This window comes from Paenibacillus sp. LjRoot56 (assembly GCF_964253335.1).
GTDB lineage: Bacteria > Bacillota > Bacilli > Paenibacillales > NBRC-103111 > Paenibacillus_E > Paenibacillus_E allorhizoplanae.
On sequence record NZ_CAXURV020000004.1, the window covers coordinates 338,977 to 354,965 of the forward strand.

The 15,989-nt window shown below is 43.0% G+C and carries 13 protein-coding genes and 1 other annotated feature; of the genes, 4 read left to right on the forward strand and 9 right to left on the reverse strand.

The features are described from left to right. Positions 1–9: 9 nt before the first annotated feature. Complete coding sequence (locus ACSQ8O_RS27215) at positions 10–1,209, reverse strand: ZIP family metal transporter (RefSeq protein ID WP_436244224.1); 1,200 nt, start codon at positions 1,207–1,209, stop codon at positions 10–12. A 20-nt stretch (positions 1,210–1,229) separates the two neighbouring features. Next, entirely contained in the window at positions 1,230–2,279 is a 1,050-nt protein-coding gene (locus tag ACSQ8O_RS27220) for a multicopper oxidase domain-containing protein (protein WP_436244225.1), read from the reverse strand. A 330-nt stretch (positions 2,280–2,609) separates the two neighbouring features. Here ACSQ8O_RS27220 and ACSQ8O_RS27225 point away from each other — a divergent pair, with 330 nt between their 5' ends. Together ACSQ8O_RS27225 and ACSQ8O_RS27230 are read left to right on the forward strand one after the other, a co-directional pair. Then, positions 2,610–2,783 (forward strand): hypothetical protein, encoded by a 174-nt coding sequence (locus ACSQ8O_RS27225; RefSeq protein WP_157257061.1) that lies wholly within the window; start codon positions 2,610–2,612, stop codon positions 2,781–2,783. Positions 2,784–2,858: 75 nt separating this feature from the next. Beyond that, entirely contained in the window at positions 2,859–3,197 is a 339-nt protein-coding gene (locus ACSQ8O_RS27230) for a hypothetical protein (protein WP_436244226.1), read from the forward strand. A gap of 51 nt (positions 3,198–3,248) precedes the next feature. Here the strand turns inward: ACSQ8O_RS27230 and ACSQ8O_RS27235 are convergent, their stop codons facing one another. Beyond that, positions 3,249–4,448, reverse strand: a complete 1,200-nt coding sequence (locus tag ACSQ8O_RS27235) for a CapA family protein (protein WP_436244227.1) — start codon at positions 4,446–4,448, stop codon at positions 3,249–3,251. Positions 4,449–4,585: 137 nt separating this feature from the next. Beyond that, positions 4,586–6,298, reverse strand: a complete 1,713-nt coding sequence (gene argS, locus ACSQ8O_RS27240; RefSeq protein WP_436244228.1) for an arginine--tRNA ligase — start codon at positions 6,296–6,298, stop codon at positions 4,586–4,588. A 53-nt stretch (positions 6,299–6,351) separates the two neighbouring features. After that, positions 6,352–6,573: a binding site (T-box leader), on the reverse strand. A 289-nt stretch (positions 6,574–6,862) separates the two neighbouring features. On the opposite strand from argS, the gene ACSQ8O_RS27245 reads away from it, so the two are divergent. After that, complete coding sequence (locus tag ACSQ8O_RS27245) at positions 6,863–8,536, forward strand: glycosyl hydrolase (RefSeq protein ID WP_436244229.1); 1,674 nt, start codon at positions 6,863–6,865, stop codon at positions 8,534–8,536. Between the two features lie 197 nt (positions 8,537–8,733). Here ACSQ8O_RS27245 and ACSQ8O_RS27250 read toward each other — a convergent pair whose 3' ends face one another. After that, entirely contained in the window at positions 8,734–9,399 is a 666-nt protein-coding gene (locus tag ACSQ8O_RS27250) for a hypothetical protein (RefSeq protein WP_436244230.1), read from the reverse strand. A 157-nt stretch (positions 9,400–9,556) separates the two neighbouring features. On the opposite strand from ACSQ8O_RS27250, the gene ACSQ8O_RS27255 reads away from it, so the two are divergent. After that, positions 9,557–10,639, forward strand: a complete 1,083-nt coding sequence (locus tag ACSQ8O_RS27255) for an AbrB family transcriptional regulator (protein WP_436244231.1) — start codon at positions 9,557–9,559, stop codon at positions 10,637–10,639. Between the two features lie 21 nt (positions 10,640–10,660). On the opposite strand, the gene ACSQ8O_RS27260 is transcribed toward ACSQ8O_RS27255, so the two are convergent. From ACSQ8O_RS27260 to ACSQ8O_RS27275, 4 genes are read right to left on the reverse strand one after another with little or no spacing between them, the layout of a single operon-like run. After that, entirely contained in the window at positions 10,661–11,209 is a 549-nt protein-coding gene (locus tag ACSQ8O_RS27260) for a GNAT family N-acetyltransferase (protein WP_436244232.1), read from the reverse strand. Then, on the reverse strand, positions 11,199–11,909 hold the full coding sequence (locus ACSQ8O_RS27265) for an aspartate/glutamate racemase family protein (protein ID WP_436244233.1): 711 nt from the start codon (positions 11,907–11,909) through the stop codon (positions 11,199–11,201). Before ACSQ8O_RS27265 ends, ACSQ8O_RS27260 begins: the two co-directional genes overlap by 11 nt. Positions 11,910–11,928: 19 nt before the next feature. Beyond that, positions 11,929–12,492: an MOSC domain-containing protein gene (locus tag ACSQ8O_RS27270; RefSeq protein ID WP_436244234.1), complete on the reverse strand. Its 564-nt coding sequence runs from the start codon at positions 12,490–12,492 to the stop codon at positions 11,929–11,931. A gap of 46 nt (positions 12,493–12,538) precedes the next feature. Continuing rightward, entirely contained in the window at positions 12,539–15,919 is a 3,381-nt protein-coding gene (locus ACSQ8O_RS27275; RefSeq protein ID WP_436244235.1) for a DUF4132 domain-containing protein, read from the reverse strand. Positions 15,920–15,989 lie beyond the last annotated feature (70 nt).

The following is a 15,989-nucleotide window of genomic DNA, read 5'->3' on the forward strand; positions in this document are numbered from 1 at the left end:
TGAGAAAACTTAAAATTTCACCATTAACGCAGTTACATACATGATTAATATCCCTGCTGTAAGTCCACTGAAGTTTAACCAAGATACCGGAGATAATCCTTTTTTCTCAGACTCTTTAAGAATCATTTTCGAAATAACGTAAATGACCTGCAGAATCGCACCCGCACCGATACCGAAGAAGAGAGCAGCTAATGTATCGTTAAATATGAAACCACCCGCCCATGTACCTATTATAGCAGGTCCGCCGGCGATTAATGCTAATTTGACAAATGTCTTCCACGATGGACGATCTTTCAACAGCGGAGCTGCAATACCTACGCCCTCTGTAATGTTGTGAAGGGTGAAACCAATGATGAGGAAAGTCCCTAATGCTGCCTCCCCCACTGCAAAAGCAGAACCGATCGCAAGACCTTCTCCAAAATTATGAAGCCCGATGCCTGTTGCGATTTTGTTAGCTACACGTTTGCCAGCATATGTTTCACTGCTTAATTTACGCTCATTCGACTGGTCGACAGCGATCAGGAATAAACAGCTCAGCAAAGCACCGAACCACACTAGACCTGAGCCTTGGAAAACGCCTGGCGCTTCAGCAGCCATTTCAAAGCCTTCGCCAAAGGTATCTATGACTAAGAAGAACAACAGTCCAATGGTCAATGCAAGAATAGCATGCATGCCTCTAACCGAGAATCTACGAAGGAATGGATACCATAATAGGCCAAGCCCTACAGGAATTACCCCCACATAGAAGCCAATTAGCGCGTATTGCCAAAATAGCTTCCCATTCGCTTCAGGCGTAGCAGCTGCTGCTGCCACTTCTCCTACGAAAATCAATCCATTCGAAGTGATGAGTTTCACTTCATGCGGATCACCTTGTACCCACGGGTATGGGATATGGATCATGCCTTGTTCAAATCTTTTTAACGTATCACTAGGTGAGAAAGATGCATTCCAAAATGCGCCATCAACGACGACTTGGGCGATAGTTACTTCTTCTGGTCCAGAGTTCAGTACTTTCACTTGAATACCGTCATCATTTAATGTGATTTTCTCGACATTCAAGACTTCGATCGGAGCAGCAGGTTCGTTCTCTATGCCGGTACCTACTTTGGCAATCGTTGTGATAATGGCTAACAGCAAGATCAAGGGCAGAAGGCCCCATAGAATAGCTTTTATTGATGATGGCTTAGTGGTTTGATTGTCAATACTCATATGGTACGTCGCCTCCTTTCTTATTCAGCAATGAAGAATCCCATCCAACCTAGTTCTGCAAATTCGCTTTGATGCGCATGAAACATGTATCGCCCGGGCCCCGGAAACACAATTTCCAGAATCCCACGTTCACCCTGGCATTGCATAATGGTATCGGTATACGCAGGTCGAGCTTCAGGATCTGCCCCCGTTGCGTAATAGTTGAAAAAGTTCGCATGAAGATGAAACGAATTAATTAAATCAAATTCAGTCAGATTGCTTAAGTAAATACGTACAAGCTCCCCTACTTTCACTTTAATCGGTTCCTGCTGATAGGCAAAAGCATAGCCATTCACGGTGTAAATTTCATTTTCCCCGTCGAGATCCAGATCGTAGCCATTCATCAGCATGTTGAATTCCTTGGCAGCAGCTCTTGGTTTCTTCGGGTCAATGATGAAATTGCCGTAGAGACCTTTATGGATATGTCTGGCTAAAGGAGCCACGTGACAGTGATAGACGTGCATACCAGCTGGTTTGGCTTCAAATTCATACGTAAATGAGTCCCCGGAAAGTACAGATTCAAGACCATCCATATTCGTTGGGTGCATACCATGAAAATGAATAGAATGTGGATGCAGGGTTCCATTGGTAAATTTCACGCGAAGGACATCACCCTCGGTACAACGGATAGTTGGACCAGGTATCGTTCCATTGAACGTCCAGCCAGGAAACTTGATTCCCTTGGCAATCTCCACATTAGCCTCAAAGGCTGCGATCTCATATTCCCTAAGCGTTCTACCGTCAGGAAGCTTACTCACTTTGCCATAATCAAAAGCGGTCAGTGCATGTTGCGCAGCTTTAAACCCTTCTGTTACTTCGTTGCTTGGGACATAGCCATGCTTCATACCCTCATGTAATTGTTCTTTCATCGCATGGTGAATATCATGTTTATCTTGCGCTTGTGCGATCGGTGGCCTACCGAATAACGAGGAAGGATTCAATAATGCACTCCCTATCACAGCAAACGCTCCTGTCGTTCCTAGCTTCAAAAGATTACGTCTCGATAGCTTTTTATCTGATTTCTGAAACATCGCTATGACCTCCTATTATAAATTGCTTGTTTACAATATTTTTTACCTAGGGAAACATTTTGGGCGAAAATAAAGTTTCCAGTGGGACAAAAAGTTTACCAAAGGAAACACCGTGATTTAACTATATGCTGAATGGTCACGAAAGTAAACTACTTTGTTAAAAAATTCTATACATCTGCCAATTTCACAAAATCACATGCATATTCGACAAAAGTAGCCTAATTCTCATCGATGGTTTGACAAATATTTTCGTCTATTGAATTTATAATAAAGTAAGGTTTACTGTTGAGGTTCTTAACTATTGTGCATACATTTGGGAGGATGATCGACATGGACGAGCAGTTTATTAAAAGATTACATACACTTAATCGCCGCGATTCATTAAGGTCTTTACTGCTAATCGAAGGTGTTCGCCTCACTCTCAGACGTAAAAAACAAGTAAGCTTGTTCAAAAGGCTTTTTAATCGCAAAAAGCAAACCATAACTGCAAAAGGGTGGAAATAACGTATAAGATAATAAATTCATAGAGCTATTCCTCGCTTAGAGCCGCCTTTTATAGTAGAATGATGTCTCAGCTACATGAAATGGATACGGGGTGTAGGAATGGCCATTAGCTTTACGAAAACAATTGTTACTCAGTTAACAAAAGAAATTGCAGACCTTGAAAGCAAACAGGTAAACGCGAAGAAAAAGAAAGAACAAGCCCAAGCCAAAATTAATCAGATTGGGCGAGATATGAAATTAAGCCAGTCACACAGTGATTTGAGCAGCAAAATGTCACGCGTAAATAAGCTGAACGAAGAGATTAAGACAAGTGATCGTCTACAAAAAGATATCGCGAAAGAATTAGCAGCTAAGAAAGCTGCATTGAAGTTGAATCTCGCTAAAGCGACTCCGCAAGATGAATCCTCATCGTGATTGACAGCAAAGCAAAACACCGCCCTGCTAAGGAGCGGTGTTTTTGATTTCTCACATTGACGACTTAATGACCAGTTCGGGCATATTGGTTCGCATATGTTTTTTTATCATTTCATAGTGAGATTTAGCATGAATAAGTTGATCATTGGTTAACCTATCCATTGAAATAATTTGGAAATGACGACCTTGTTGACTGTACGTATAGGTTGGAAGAAAACTGGGCTTTATGAGCTCAATCTTTTTGGTATTCTCTTTAGTGGTTTTCAACACGTCAATAGTTGCCATGCCACCAACTTGCTTATATAAGTTGATTTGAGCGGATAGAAAGTTGCCCAGCGAATAAACAACAAAGGTACGATGCCCTTGCTTCCCCTCTACCCAAGCAGGCGGTTGTAAGACATGCGGATGGTTCCCAATGATGATATGAACCCCCATGTTCGCTAGCTTTTGAGCAAGACTAGTTTGGCTGGCATCCGGAAATCGTTGATATTCATTCCCCCAATGAAGTGCAACCACGATGACATCCGACAATTGTTTGGCTTGTTCCACATCTGTACGAATTTGCGAATCATCGATCCGATTGACCAAGAACGGCTTTCCCTTAGGTGTTGATATCCCATTCGTTCCGTAGGTGTAACTTAAGAAGGAGAAAGTAATCTCATTTCGCGTAACCGTCCGAATATTGTCCCGATCGTTCTGGGATTTAAATGCACCCGTGTAGGGAATCCCAAGAGTATCCCAATAGGTGAGCGCACTTTGAATCACTTTCTCGCCTCGGTCTAGCGCATGATTATTGGCAATCGTAACGATGTCTACTCCGGCTACTTTCAGGGCATCTCCAATTTCGTGAGGGCTATTAAATGTTGGATAACTGGATAGCCGCAGATCCTTGCCACCAATCATCGTTTCTTGATTAGCAACAAGGATATCTGGTGCTTGTAATAAGTTCGACACCCCGCTGAAAATACGTTTAAAATTATACGTCCCATCCTTCTGCTTTGCGTCTATATAAACTTTATCATGGATGAGGATATCCCCAATTGCAGCAAGCGTAACCTGAGAGACTTTGGTTTCTGATTCTGCTTGTTTCTTTGAGGTCGAATGATATTGTTGTATCGGTGGAGACGTCATCTGGACAAAGGGGGTGACTTGCTTCGCTTCCATGCTTGGATCTTTAGGCGTAGCCGTACTTCCTAAGCATCCACTTGCCAATAAGCATGTCGATACAATCGCAGCAGCTCGCTTTAGCACGACAAACCAGCTCCTTAAGGGTTAAACCTTGTGTTGCCAAATAGTATTCCCCCTAAGAAAATCTCTCATGAATGAGGATTTTTACCAATTCATTTCGCTAAGCCCATTTTAATTTATCACATTAATGATTAATGTCATTAAATTTCATGAGGAGCTTGCAATCCAATAAGTTTCAAGCCATTACGCAACGTAATTTGAACGCATTGAACCAGTGCTAATCGTGCTTCACGTAACTGTGCATCCTCCACTAAGATATAACAGGCATGGTAAAAGCGATTAAATGCTTGGGCAAGATCAATGAGATAACGTGAAACGATCGAGGGTTCGAGCTTTACCATGGCCTGCTCTACTTTTTCCGTAAATAAATAGAGCATTTTCACAACCGCCATGGCCTCTTTATTTTGCAAATTAGCTCCGTCTACCTCATTTGTTTGCATCGCATGTCTGTCAGACAATATCGCTTTCTTCAACACACTGCAAGTTCTTGCATAGGTGTACTGCACGTAGGGTCCCGTTTCACCATCGAAATTAAGGGCTTCGTCCCACGAAAAATCGATATCTTTAATTCGATTCGCACTCAAATCGTTAAATATGACTGCGCCAATGCCAACTTGCTCAGCAACTATAGCTTTATTCGCCAAGCTTGGGTTTCTTGCTTCGATGACATCCCTTATTTTCTGAATGGATTGCTCCAGCACGTTCTCCAGTCTAATCACATTACCCTTTCGTGTTGACAAGCTCCCTCCTTCAATGCTCACGCGGCCAAATGGGACATGCTCAAGCTTGGAGGACCACGCATAGTCCATTAATTCAACAACCTTAAACAACTGCTGGAAATGAAGATTTTGAGCATAATCCGTCACATAGATCAATTTCTCAAATTCGTACTTATCCGCTCTGTATATAGCTGCCGTTAGGTCACGCGTATGATACAGGGAGCTGCCGTCTTTCTTCAGCATTAATGCTGGAGCCATGCCAAAAGCATCTAACCTAACTAATAAAGCACCCTCGTCTTCTACCAAAAGCTGCTTCTCTTTCAGCTCCTGTATGACGGCCTCCATCTTGTCATTGTAGAAGCTTTCACCTTGGAAAGCGTCAAATTTGACACCTAGCAGGTTGTAAATCTTCTGAAATTCGGTAAGGCTGATCTCAATAAACCACTGCCACAAAGCTAGGGCTTCTTGATCACCCTGCTCCATTTTCGTAAACCAAGATCTAGCTTGATCTTCTAAAGCTGGATCTTTCTCAGCCTCCTCATGAAATTTAACATACAGATCGAGAAGCTCATCGATAGCTCTAAGGGTTACAGCCTCTTTACTACCCCACAGTTGGTAAGCAACAATCAACTTCCCGAACTGTGTCCCCCAATCGCCTAAATGGTTAATCCCCACACAGTTGTATCCAAGAAAGGCGTGGATATGATATAACGCATTGCCAATCACCGTGGATCTCAAATGTCCAACATGAAAGGGTTTGGCAATATTCGGAGAAGAATAGTCAATCACCACCGTCTTGCCATGTCCCAACTTCTGTGATCCATACCCTTCTCCAGCTTGACTTATATGACGAATAAGAGATTCTGCAAACGTAGACTTCTTGAGAAAAATGTTTAGATAACCAGATACGGCATTCATCTCGTCGATGTGCTCGTCTTTTAGGGTTGTTTTTAACTCTTCAGCAATGACTTGTGGTGATTTACTTAGGGTTTTGCTTAGTCGGAAGCATGGTAAAGATAGATCACCTTGATCCGGATTCGCTGGGTATTCCATCCATGCCATAATGTCTTGTGCATCGAAACCCGTGAGTAACGATGTAATTTTCTCTGCAAAATAATGCTTATAATTTAACATAGCGTTTCTCTCCTATCATTTTTCTAGAAAATATAAAAAGCCCCCGTCTCTATAAAAGAGACGAGAGCTGAAAATTCCCGCGGTACCACTCTAAGTGTTAAACCTCTGGTTTAACCCCTCTGTTTCGTAACGGTCGTAAGACCGGATTTACCTACTCCAATTTTCGGCAAACCATTTCCTGGGTCCGTTTCATTCTTAACATCCGTACCGGCTTCCACTGCCCCGGCTCGCTGCGACTGTCTGTTAGGAATTACTGTCCCAATCATTAATATTTCGATATGAATTTTTCAATATCTTACAGGGGATTTCGGGGAATGTCAAGCCCATATTCCTCGACTTATACTCAGCTTGAAGGTTGCAAGCGTGTACGAATATCCGAAGATCCATAACTTGTTTCCAAAAAAATTAGACTTCTTCCCCCTTCAAAGCATTTACAATTGTAACCATACTGCATCAGAGGAGGGAAGATAATAATTTAATTAAATGTAAACGTTTTCTAAACTGGCAATGCAACGAAGTCGAAACAGTTCACTAACACCAATCCAATCTAGGAGGAAATGACGAATGTTGAACACATGGTTGTCCAAATTACTTGCCGCAACACTCATTGTGGTCCTGCTCGGTTCCAGTTTACCTTCAATAGGTGGACCTACAGCTCATGCTGCAACCCCTGTTAATCCCAATGCGACGCAAGCTGTGCAAGACGTTCTGAATTATTTCGATACCGTCCAAACGAATAATCAAATCATCTCTGGACAGTACGTACGAGGGCAAAATTATGGCTACTTAGAGACTGATCACCTCTATAATTTGACTGGCAAATACCCGGCGATGATTGGTTATGATCTTCTATACAACGTGACGAACGCTTCCGATCTCGGCAAATGGCGCTCCTTCATTGTCGATCATGCGACAGATTATTGGAAAAAAGGCGGCCTTGTCACCCTTTCTTGGCATGAGACGAACCCTTTGGATGCCACAGTAGATGATGGCGGATGGAACAGTGTGATCAGTTCGATGTCACAGACGGATTTCGACTCGCTCACAACCCCTGGTACCACCTTATATAACAAATGGTTAGCGCATATCGATACGATGGCGGGCTATTTGAAATCCCTTCGGGATCAAGGTGTAGTCGTTCTCTGGAGACCTTATCACGAGATGAACATCGGCTTCTGGTGGGGTGGTAAGTCTGCTGCAAGTTACAAAAAGTTATGGCAAAATATGTACGACCGCTACACCAATTATCATGGCTTGAACAACCTTATTTGGGTGTGGGCTCCGGGACGTGATGATAATAATGCCGTTAGCAGCAACTATTACCCAGGCTCCTCGTACGTGGATCTCGGTGGAGCTGATGTTTATACACAAGCCCGTGGGGATGCGAAGTTTACAAATGCGAACAGCGAGCTGGCTTCTGTCCTAGGCAGTAAGCGTTATGGCTTGTCTGAAGTTGGTTTACTTCCTTCTGAGTCTGCCGTTCAAACGAATTTCGATTACACTTGGTTCCTCACTTGGGCTATCGGTTGGGCGGACAATCAGTTCTACGGATATCCCGGAGCAAATGGACCGGGCAATGACACCTACACCATCACGCAATTTTACAACAATGCCGTAACACTCACGAGAGACGAAGTGCCTGCCTTTGGAAGAACGGTCGTCTCGGAAAGCATCATTTTTAAAGACGCCATGAACGGATACTCGGCAGCGGGAGTCACTCCATCTAATTGGGCGACTGTGACCACTGGAGGCACGGTTACCGTGCAGAACGTTCCTACTGTGGGACTAGACACCGGTCCGGATCGCAGCATGAAAATCAATAAAACAAGCACAACGAATGCTGCCACCGCTGAGAAAACGTTCACTCCACAAACCGGCATTGTAACCTTCAAGGCCACCCTGCGAACTGAAGATGTCAATTGGAAAGACTTCATTGTTTATGACAGTTCGAGCAGAGCAGCCTTGCATGTCGGCCTACAAGGTAATTACTTAAAGGTGTATGATGGTGCAACAACGCTTTCGAGTATTGAACCCATCACCAATGGCACCTGGTATGATATCAAAGTTATCATGAACACCAATACCAAAAAGTTCGACTTATACGTCAATGGCGCGAAAAAAGCCAATCAATTCAGCTTCAAAAATACAGCAGCGTCTGACGTCAGCCGGTTGAAAGTAGGCGTTGCCGCTGATGCAACTGGCGTCTACTATATGGATAATGTTTTTATTAGTAAATAGTCGATTATTTCGACTATCTTACCGGCTAAGACACGGCTTTCCTTCGAGATAGTCGATTATTACGACTATCTCAGCCATAAAAATGGTGTAAGATTCGCTTACTCCACATCAAAAAAGACACCCCGTGGGGTGTCTTTTTTGCATTCACCTTTATTCAATTTATAGATGCCTACACTCATTGACGATAACTTAATTTTCTAAGATTCTTTCAGATCCCCCACATAATAAGCAAACACTTGATCAATCGGCTTAAAATACAAATGACCATCCTCTTCCCATGGCTGAAAATGCAGATCCATCCGCGAATCGTTCCAATTCACAGGGGTTCCTTTCGTGCTTAGACGTCCTGTCACAACAGGCTCCTCGATCACTTTGGGGAATTCTTGATAACCGAATAGCAGGTTCTCATGCATCGCAATCATTTCATACTTTTCCCCGTGGAAAGCACGCTCCTCTTGCAGCTGATAATGATAATAGATGTAACTGCTTATCATCTCAGGCTTCAAATGAGCAACCCTTCCTACCCGCGATACCACGGGCTCTTTTCGCAACCAGTGCTCAGCGCTTGCAGGCTCATTAAAATGAAATACATCAATCATCAAGATCCACTTCCGAGGTTGTGCCTGTCCAGGCCAATCCTTCAGAAAAGGGACAGCAGCTCCAGCCACTTCATCAGGTAACACCTCTCGGCTCATGCACTCATAATAGAGGAATAGGTTGTCCCGCCAGACGAAAGCCGCAGCTGTCATTAGCTCACCTTGAGCTACCAGCAATTGTGCTTGTTCGTCTAGTTCTAGTGCTTTTACACCTACGTCCTTCATCCCCGGCTGCCATTCAGCACGATACATCTTTCTTAAGATCATGATGACTTACCTCGACTTTCCATATTGGTTTTAAGGCTTAATTAACAAAATTGTGACGTATTTGAACGCTTAGTAGAACTGTGCTAACATAAGTACAGTTCTGTCAAGGTGGTGAATTGGAACCATGGTCATAAATAAGATCTTATTAAATAACCCCATGAAGTTGTTCGTGGCTCTCACTACTGCCCTGTTAGGTGGTTACTTGTTCCAACTTATACATATTCCCATCCCCTGGCTGCTTGGTCCGATGATCGCGGTATTCATTGGTTCCAATATGTTCAAAGAGCGATATGCATGGCCTACCCCGATTAGAAATGCAGGACTCATCATTGTCGGGTACACGATTGGTCTCTCCATGACCGCGACAGCTTTACATGAAATGGCGATTCAACTGCCTTCCATGCTGCTCATGACACTGCTTTTAATGCTACTTTGTGTATTACTTGCCTACTTCATATCCAAGCTATCTCGGATTAACTTCAAAACGGCATTACTCGGAAGTATACCTGGCGGACTTACTCAAATGGTTATTTTGGCGGAAGAAACGGAAGGTATCAATTTAACTATCGTGACCGTCTTGCAAGTCATTCGCCTCATGATGATCGTTATCAGTGTACCGTTGCTAGTGTTTAGTCCGATCATGGGGAATCAGCATACAGTTGAAACTCTAATTCAATCGGTAACGACTGCGACTGCAAGCTGGGGTGCCCTAACACCAAACATCTTCATTTTCGCCGTAGTCAGTATCAGTTGTGCACTCCTAGGTAATAAAATCAAATTTCCAACTGCCTTTTTGCTCGGCCCTGCCTTTAGTACGGCAATCATTCAACTCCTAGGACTTCATGGACCTGCGTTGCCAACAAGTTTAATTAATGCAGCACAGATCATGATTGGTATCCAAGTAGGATTAATGCTCAAACCAGCCCAACTCAACAACAAGATCCAGATCATTTCGCTTGCAATTGGCAGTAGTCTAGTCCTTCTTCTAGGTTCATTTGGACTCAGCTTTATTTTTATGCAGCTGCATGACATCTCCAAATCAACAGCTTTACTCAGTCTCGCACCAGGTGGAATGGACCAAATGGGGATCATCGCTCACGAGATTAATGCTAATTTATCCGTCGTTGTTGGCTATCAGTTGTTTCGCACTTTTTTCATATTCTTTGCGATACCACCACTATTACGGATGTTTTTCAAATACAGTGCAACCAAAAAGATTATCAGAAATAGCCCCTCCTAATCAAGGAGTGGGCTATTCTCATTACCCTTTTACACGATAGGCTTTCTCATGATACTCGGTTATGTAATCGAACAATTGTCTCCCGTCATGCTGTTCGAAAGCCCCTAAGCTCACATACATGGCCCGATAAGTTTCAGGGACCCATATGTAGGTATGTACATAATCAGTCAAATGAAATCCAGCTTTTTCCCAGAATCGAATCCGATCCGCATTTTCCTTGGAAGGCTCCGCCTCAACCTCAATGACGATACCCAGACAACCTGCTTCGTTCTCTGCCCAATTTCGAATGTCACGCATACATGCCAAACCTACACCATGACCTCGCTGCTCTTGGCGAACCGCAATATAATCGATAATAAGAATTCGTGCTTTGGTATTCAACGCGGTAAGTGCCATTGCAACCACATCTTCATCAAGACTCCACGTGTGCAACATGCAAATCCCTCTTTCGAACATGCTTCGAATGAGTGCACGATTTTTTCTACCATGTTCAGGAAAGGCTTCATTGTATACGTGCTCCGCTTTCTCCCAAAGAGCTTCATCCCACTGAGTCGTTATCTCATAAATCATGCTCATCATCCCTTAGTGCAAAATCAACCGCATATTCAGCATGAATTTTCGTTGTATCGAATAAAGGAACCGTCGCATCCTGCTGAGATATTAAAAGCGTAATTTCCGTACAGCCCAATATAACCGCTTCCGCCCCTTCAATGACTAAATCTCGAATGATCTCTATATAGGATTGTTTGGAATCCTCCTTTATCGTTCCGAGACATAGCTCTTCATATATAATATCATGAACAATTTTCCTAGACTCCTCGGGAGGTACAAGGACTTCAAGCTCATATTTATCTACAAGTCTGCCTTTGTAAAAATCTTGTTCCATCGTAAAGGCTGTACCGAGTAAAGCGACTTTCTTAATACCTGCTTTTACGATCTCATTGGCTGTTGCATCCGCAATATGAAGTAACGGGATGGATACGGCGTCTTCAACTTCTTTGGCCATCTTGTGCATCGTATTCGTACAGATCACAATGCAATCTGAACCGGCAGATGCCAGTTTTTGAGCGGACTCGATCATGACTCTAGTCGCTTCCTCCCACTTACCTTCATGCTGGAGCATCTTGATCTCATGGAAATCCACCGAATACATGAGGCTTTTGGCCGAATGATGCCCACCTAACTTTTCCTTTACCCGCTGATTGATGATTTGGTAATAGAGCAAAGAGGATTCCCAACTCATACCACCTATTAATCCAATTGTTTTCATACCGATTTCCTTTCATTCTCTATACTCGTTCGAGCGGACGATAGGGCTCCACAGGTAGGATAACGCGGATCTCATCACCAACTCGAACTTCTCCACCTGATAACACGATCCCCATCACTCCTGCCTTACGGACGAGGTTGCCATTTTCATCATGATCCAATACGGCTTGCAACAACCCTGACTGAAAATGATCGATTTGCGCACATGGATTACGGAGTCCAGTAATTTCAATGACAGCGTCCACACCGATGGTAAGCTTTGTTCCGGTTGGTAGTCCAAGTAAATCTATGCCACGTGTTGTAATGTTTTCACCCAATTGACCGGGATTTACGTGAAAACCTGAACGTTCTAATTCGTCGAATAACTCCGAATGAATGAGGTGAACCTGGCGAAGATTGGGTTGATTCGGATTTTGTGCAACACGTGAGCGATGCTTTACCGTCTTTCCCATGTGTGCATCGCCTTCCACGCCTAGTCCAGCCAGGAGCCTAATGCCCTCGAAAGTCTGTTTACTGAAAGAATGTGTTGCATTCCGACTGGTTGACAGAACTTCTCCAATTTGAGATTCATGGTTTATGGCCATTCCTAACTCATCCTCTCCGATTTGAAAAACTCTTTTCAACCTTATTTTACTTCCAATCCTCCACAAAGCCAACTCGCGTTGACAATGCTTGATCTACTTCATATAGAGTTTCGCTAAAGTAATGACTTGGAATATCCGATGGGCGAATCAACTCTTCCTCTGGAATGTTACTGTAGATGTAAGGGCCTCTCTTCACTTTACCAGCTATATAAAAGGCTAGATCGTATACTGTCACAGTTTCGTCCTCATACCCTACCGAAGTTCCGCTAAAGGTTAAATTCACGCCAACCCCAAGATGTTCATTCTCTTTGAAAAACTCATAGTAACCTCCTCCATCCACGATGGAGCCACGTTGCCAACCAGCATTGATTAATTTCCCTAGTAACGAAAACCCATTTACCTGCACGCCACCGAAGCGCTCAACACGCAGGGATTCGTCTTGCTCTGGTATAAATACCTTTCGATCTAGTTGTGCGACAGGCTGAGTAATCTCAAGCTTTTCCAACTGTTCTCTCCATAATTCAATGGAAGTTTGATTCAGTTCTAGCGGGTGAATAAGCCGAATATACAAATTCTCATCTAGATCAATTGAACTATTATCCGCAGAATTATAACTTCCGTCATCCAAATAAAGGAAGGTATCCTGCAACTCTTTCGCCTCCGAATATCTCCCCCAAATTAATGAGCATGCAAAGAAATGAAGGATGGCATTGTGTATAAAAAGCTCTTCCCATGCTGACTTCGTCCAATAGCGCCGCGTAGACATCGCTTGTTCTAAGCGGATTGTCATGGAATTTATAACAAGCTTCAGCTCTTTCTTCAACTGTTTGAATTCATCCATTGCTGACTTAATTAGCGTTACATCCTCGTGTTTCCCAGGAGTCGGCAAGGATTTGTAGCATCTGCCTTCAGCATCCTCAATTCGGATTTCCAACGTTTTTGTAAGTATCAGTTTCAACTCTCTCTCTCCATATTGGAGAATTCTGTGACCAGTCAAATTGAAACCGAGATTAGAATTGATGCGATCGGCAAGCTCCTCTGGGTCGATATCAAGTTCTTTAGAAGCTTTAGCTAAAGCATCCTGAGCTGTTTTCTTTACTTGCTTAAACTTGCTCTTTCTAGCCAATTGATCAACAATAAGCAAGCCAGAATTCTTCTTTGAGAGCACCAATGCTTTCACGGCTTCTGTTGCTAAAGCTAATCTTGACTCTAATGGCCACTTCAGGATACAAGTGTGCAGTTGGTTAATGATTCGCTCGTCGCCAAACATCGTAGCAAAAGCCATTATCCATTTCTTTTGAACATCTGCTCCTGATTCAAGCCAGAACTGCATGAGCATCCACGCTACTTGAGAAAGATCTTCCAATTCAAGATGTTCTGCCACCGATCGAGCTTCCCAATTCATCACGACTTCATTCTGAATAGCGAAAGTATACAGCAAATAGTGGTTAATGACAGGTTCAATCACTTGTTGATTCGCTTTTAGTCGTATAAGCGGTAATTCATTGAAAGGGATCCAATCTAATTGTTGAAGCTTGGCATGTTTGAGTTTGGCCCTGCAATAAGATGTGATTTCGTCTTGGCTAATCGGTTCTTGATCCGTGATCTCTGGTTTTTCTTTTAACGTATTTAGAATAAGCATTTTAATTTTTTCATTCTTCTCTGATTCTAACAAGCGCTCCAGCTCCACGTGGGAAGACTCGTCATTCCAGCTGCACAAGAGTTGCACCGCTGACTCTCGAATTGCGGGCTTTTTATGGCTAAGATGTGGCTTCACATAAGGCAATGCTACAGGATAATCCCGTAGTAATGCGATACTTGTATCCCTTACCACCTTATTATCATCTTTCAAATAGGTGGAAATGAGAGGCATGTACTTTTCATGATTGGATTGGGAAAGCTCTTCGAGAAGAAACTTCTTCGTATATTTATTATCATCAGATGCCTGAAGAAGGGCTACTATGACTTCACCTTGAACCTGTATATAGGATTTCAAAAAATGATTTCCTGTCTGGTTGAAGGCCTCATCACCCGAGGAATGTTGTGCATAAGATTTCATAACAATCGTCGGGAGCAATATGCTGCTATCACCACCAGCGTTGGTAATTCGTTCAACAAGCTCTGTCACAGTGAATCCTTTATCCGACAGCCAGCTGCCCATAATCCATAGCGTTTCCATATCGGCATAAGCTAAGAAACACAATCCCCTATCAAACATCTCGGAAAGGTTGCGTAGATCCTTCAAATCAAGCAGTCTACGATAGTTAGACCCTGTTGAAGTCTTATGTAGATGACATAGGTATCTTTCAACATCTACAAATGGAATCTCTCCTCTAAAATAGGCGTGTAACTGAGGATCATTCGGAATCAAGTTTTCCAAATAACTTGCAAATTCCCGAAGCGCTTCGCTTAAGTACGGCTTTTCCTCCTCTTTTTCCCAGACTATACGGCACAAATGAATGGTTTTCAACCCTTGTGACATCTCAATTGCTTTCCAAAAGCTCTCCGGTCGAGCAGCGAATTCTTCTCTCAAGACATCATCATAGGACCCGTCACGGCTTCCAAGACCAGGCTCTGCAAGATTGATGAGATAGTGCTCACGAAAAGCTCCAAACTCTTCCAAAATACCAGGGATTTTACGTAATTCCTTCTCACGATCATGATAAAAGGCCATTCTACAATTCGTTACAAAAGCATTCGGGTCTTCATTAATCAGCTTTTTCAGGTATTCGGATGCAACATGACTGCGATTCTTAACTGTAACAGCCAAATAAACACAATTTCTCAATTGACTTCTTTTATCTATCTCCAAATGATCAACCGAGGCAAGTTGGTGAAAATGTTTTTCAAACCATGCTAAAGCTTCATAATCTTCACCGTTATGCTTGGTTAACAAAGCAGCGATATATGGCTGCACAGCAACATCTTGGTCCGGATACAACTTGTGCAAAAGTTCAGGCTCACTTTGCGCCATTAATTCCACAAATTCCAAGGCATACGACTCTGGATTTCCTCGATAATCGACAAATTTGCTCTTCGATAGCATCCATTCCCAAACGATGGTGTATGGGACTTCGTATTGGGTGACAAGACGTAAACATCCTCTTCGCCACAATGCATCCTCCATATTGAAATCGGAGCTAGTCTCTAGGAAACTGTCCTTACCGATGTGTATGAACAAAGATAAATACTTTCCGATCCTATCGGGGTCTACTTTCTTCTTCCTCAACGTCGCCAGCAATACCCATGTTTTGCGACGCTGTTCCCGTTGCAGTAATTTGAAATCTAATGTTGATACGGTTCCGATCAATTCAGCTTCCAAGAGATTACCTTCTATATAGGCCAAAGCTGTTCGAATTTCGCCTTCCGTAAAACCAATCGCTTGTAAAACATCTGTCATTTCGTTTACGTAACTTTGTTCTGTCAATGTGATTCCCCTTCGATTAGCTAAAATGAAAACAAGGAGCATCCGCTAACGCAGATCTGCTCCTTCTTCT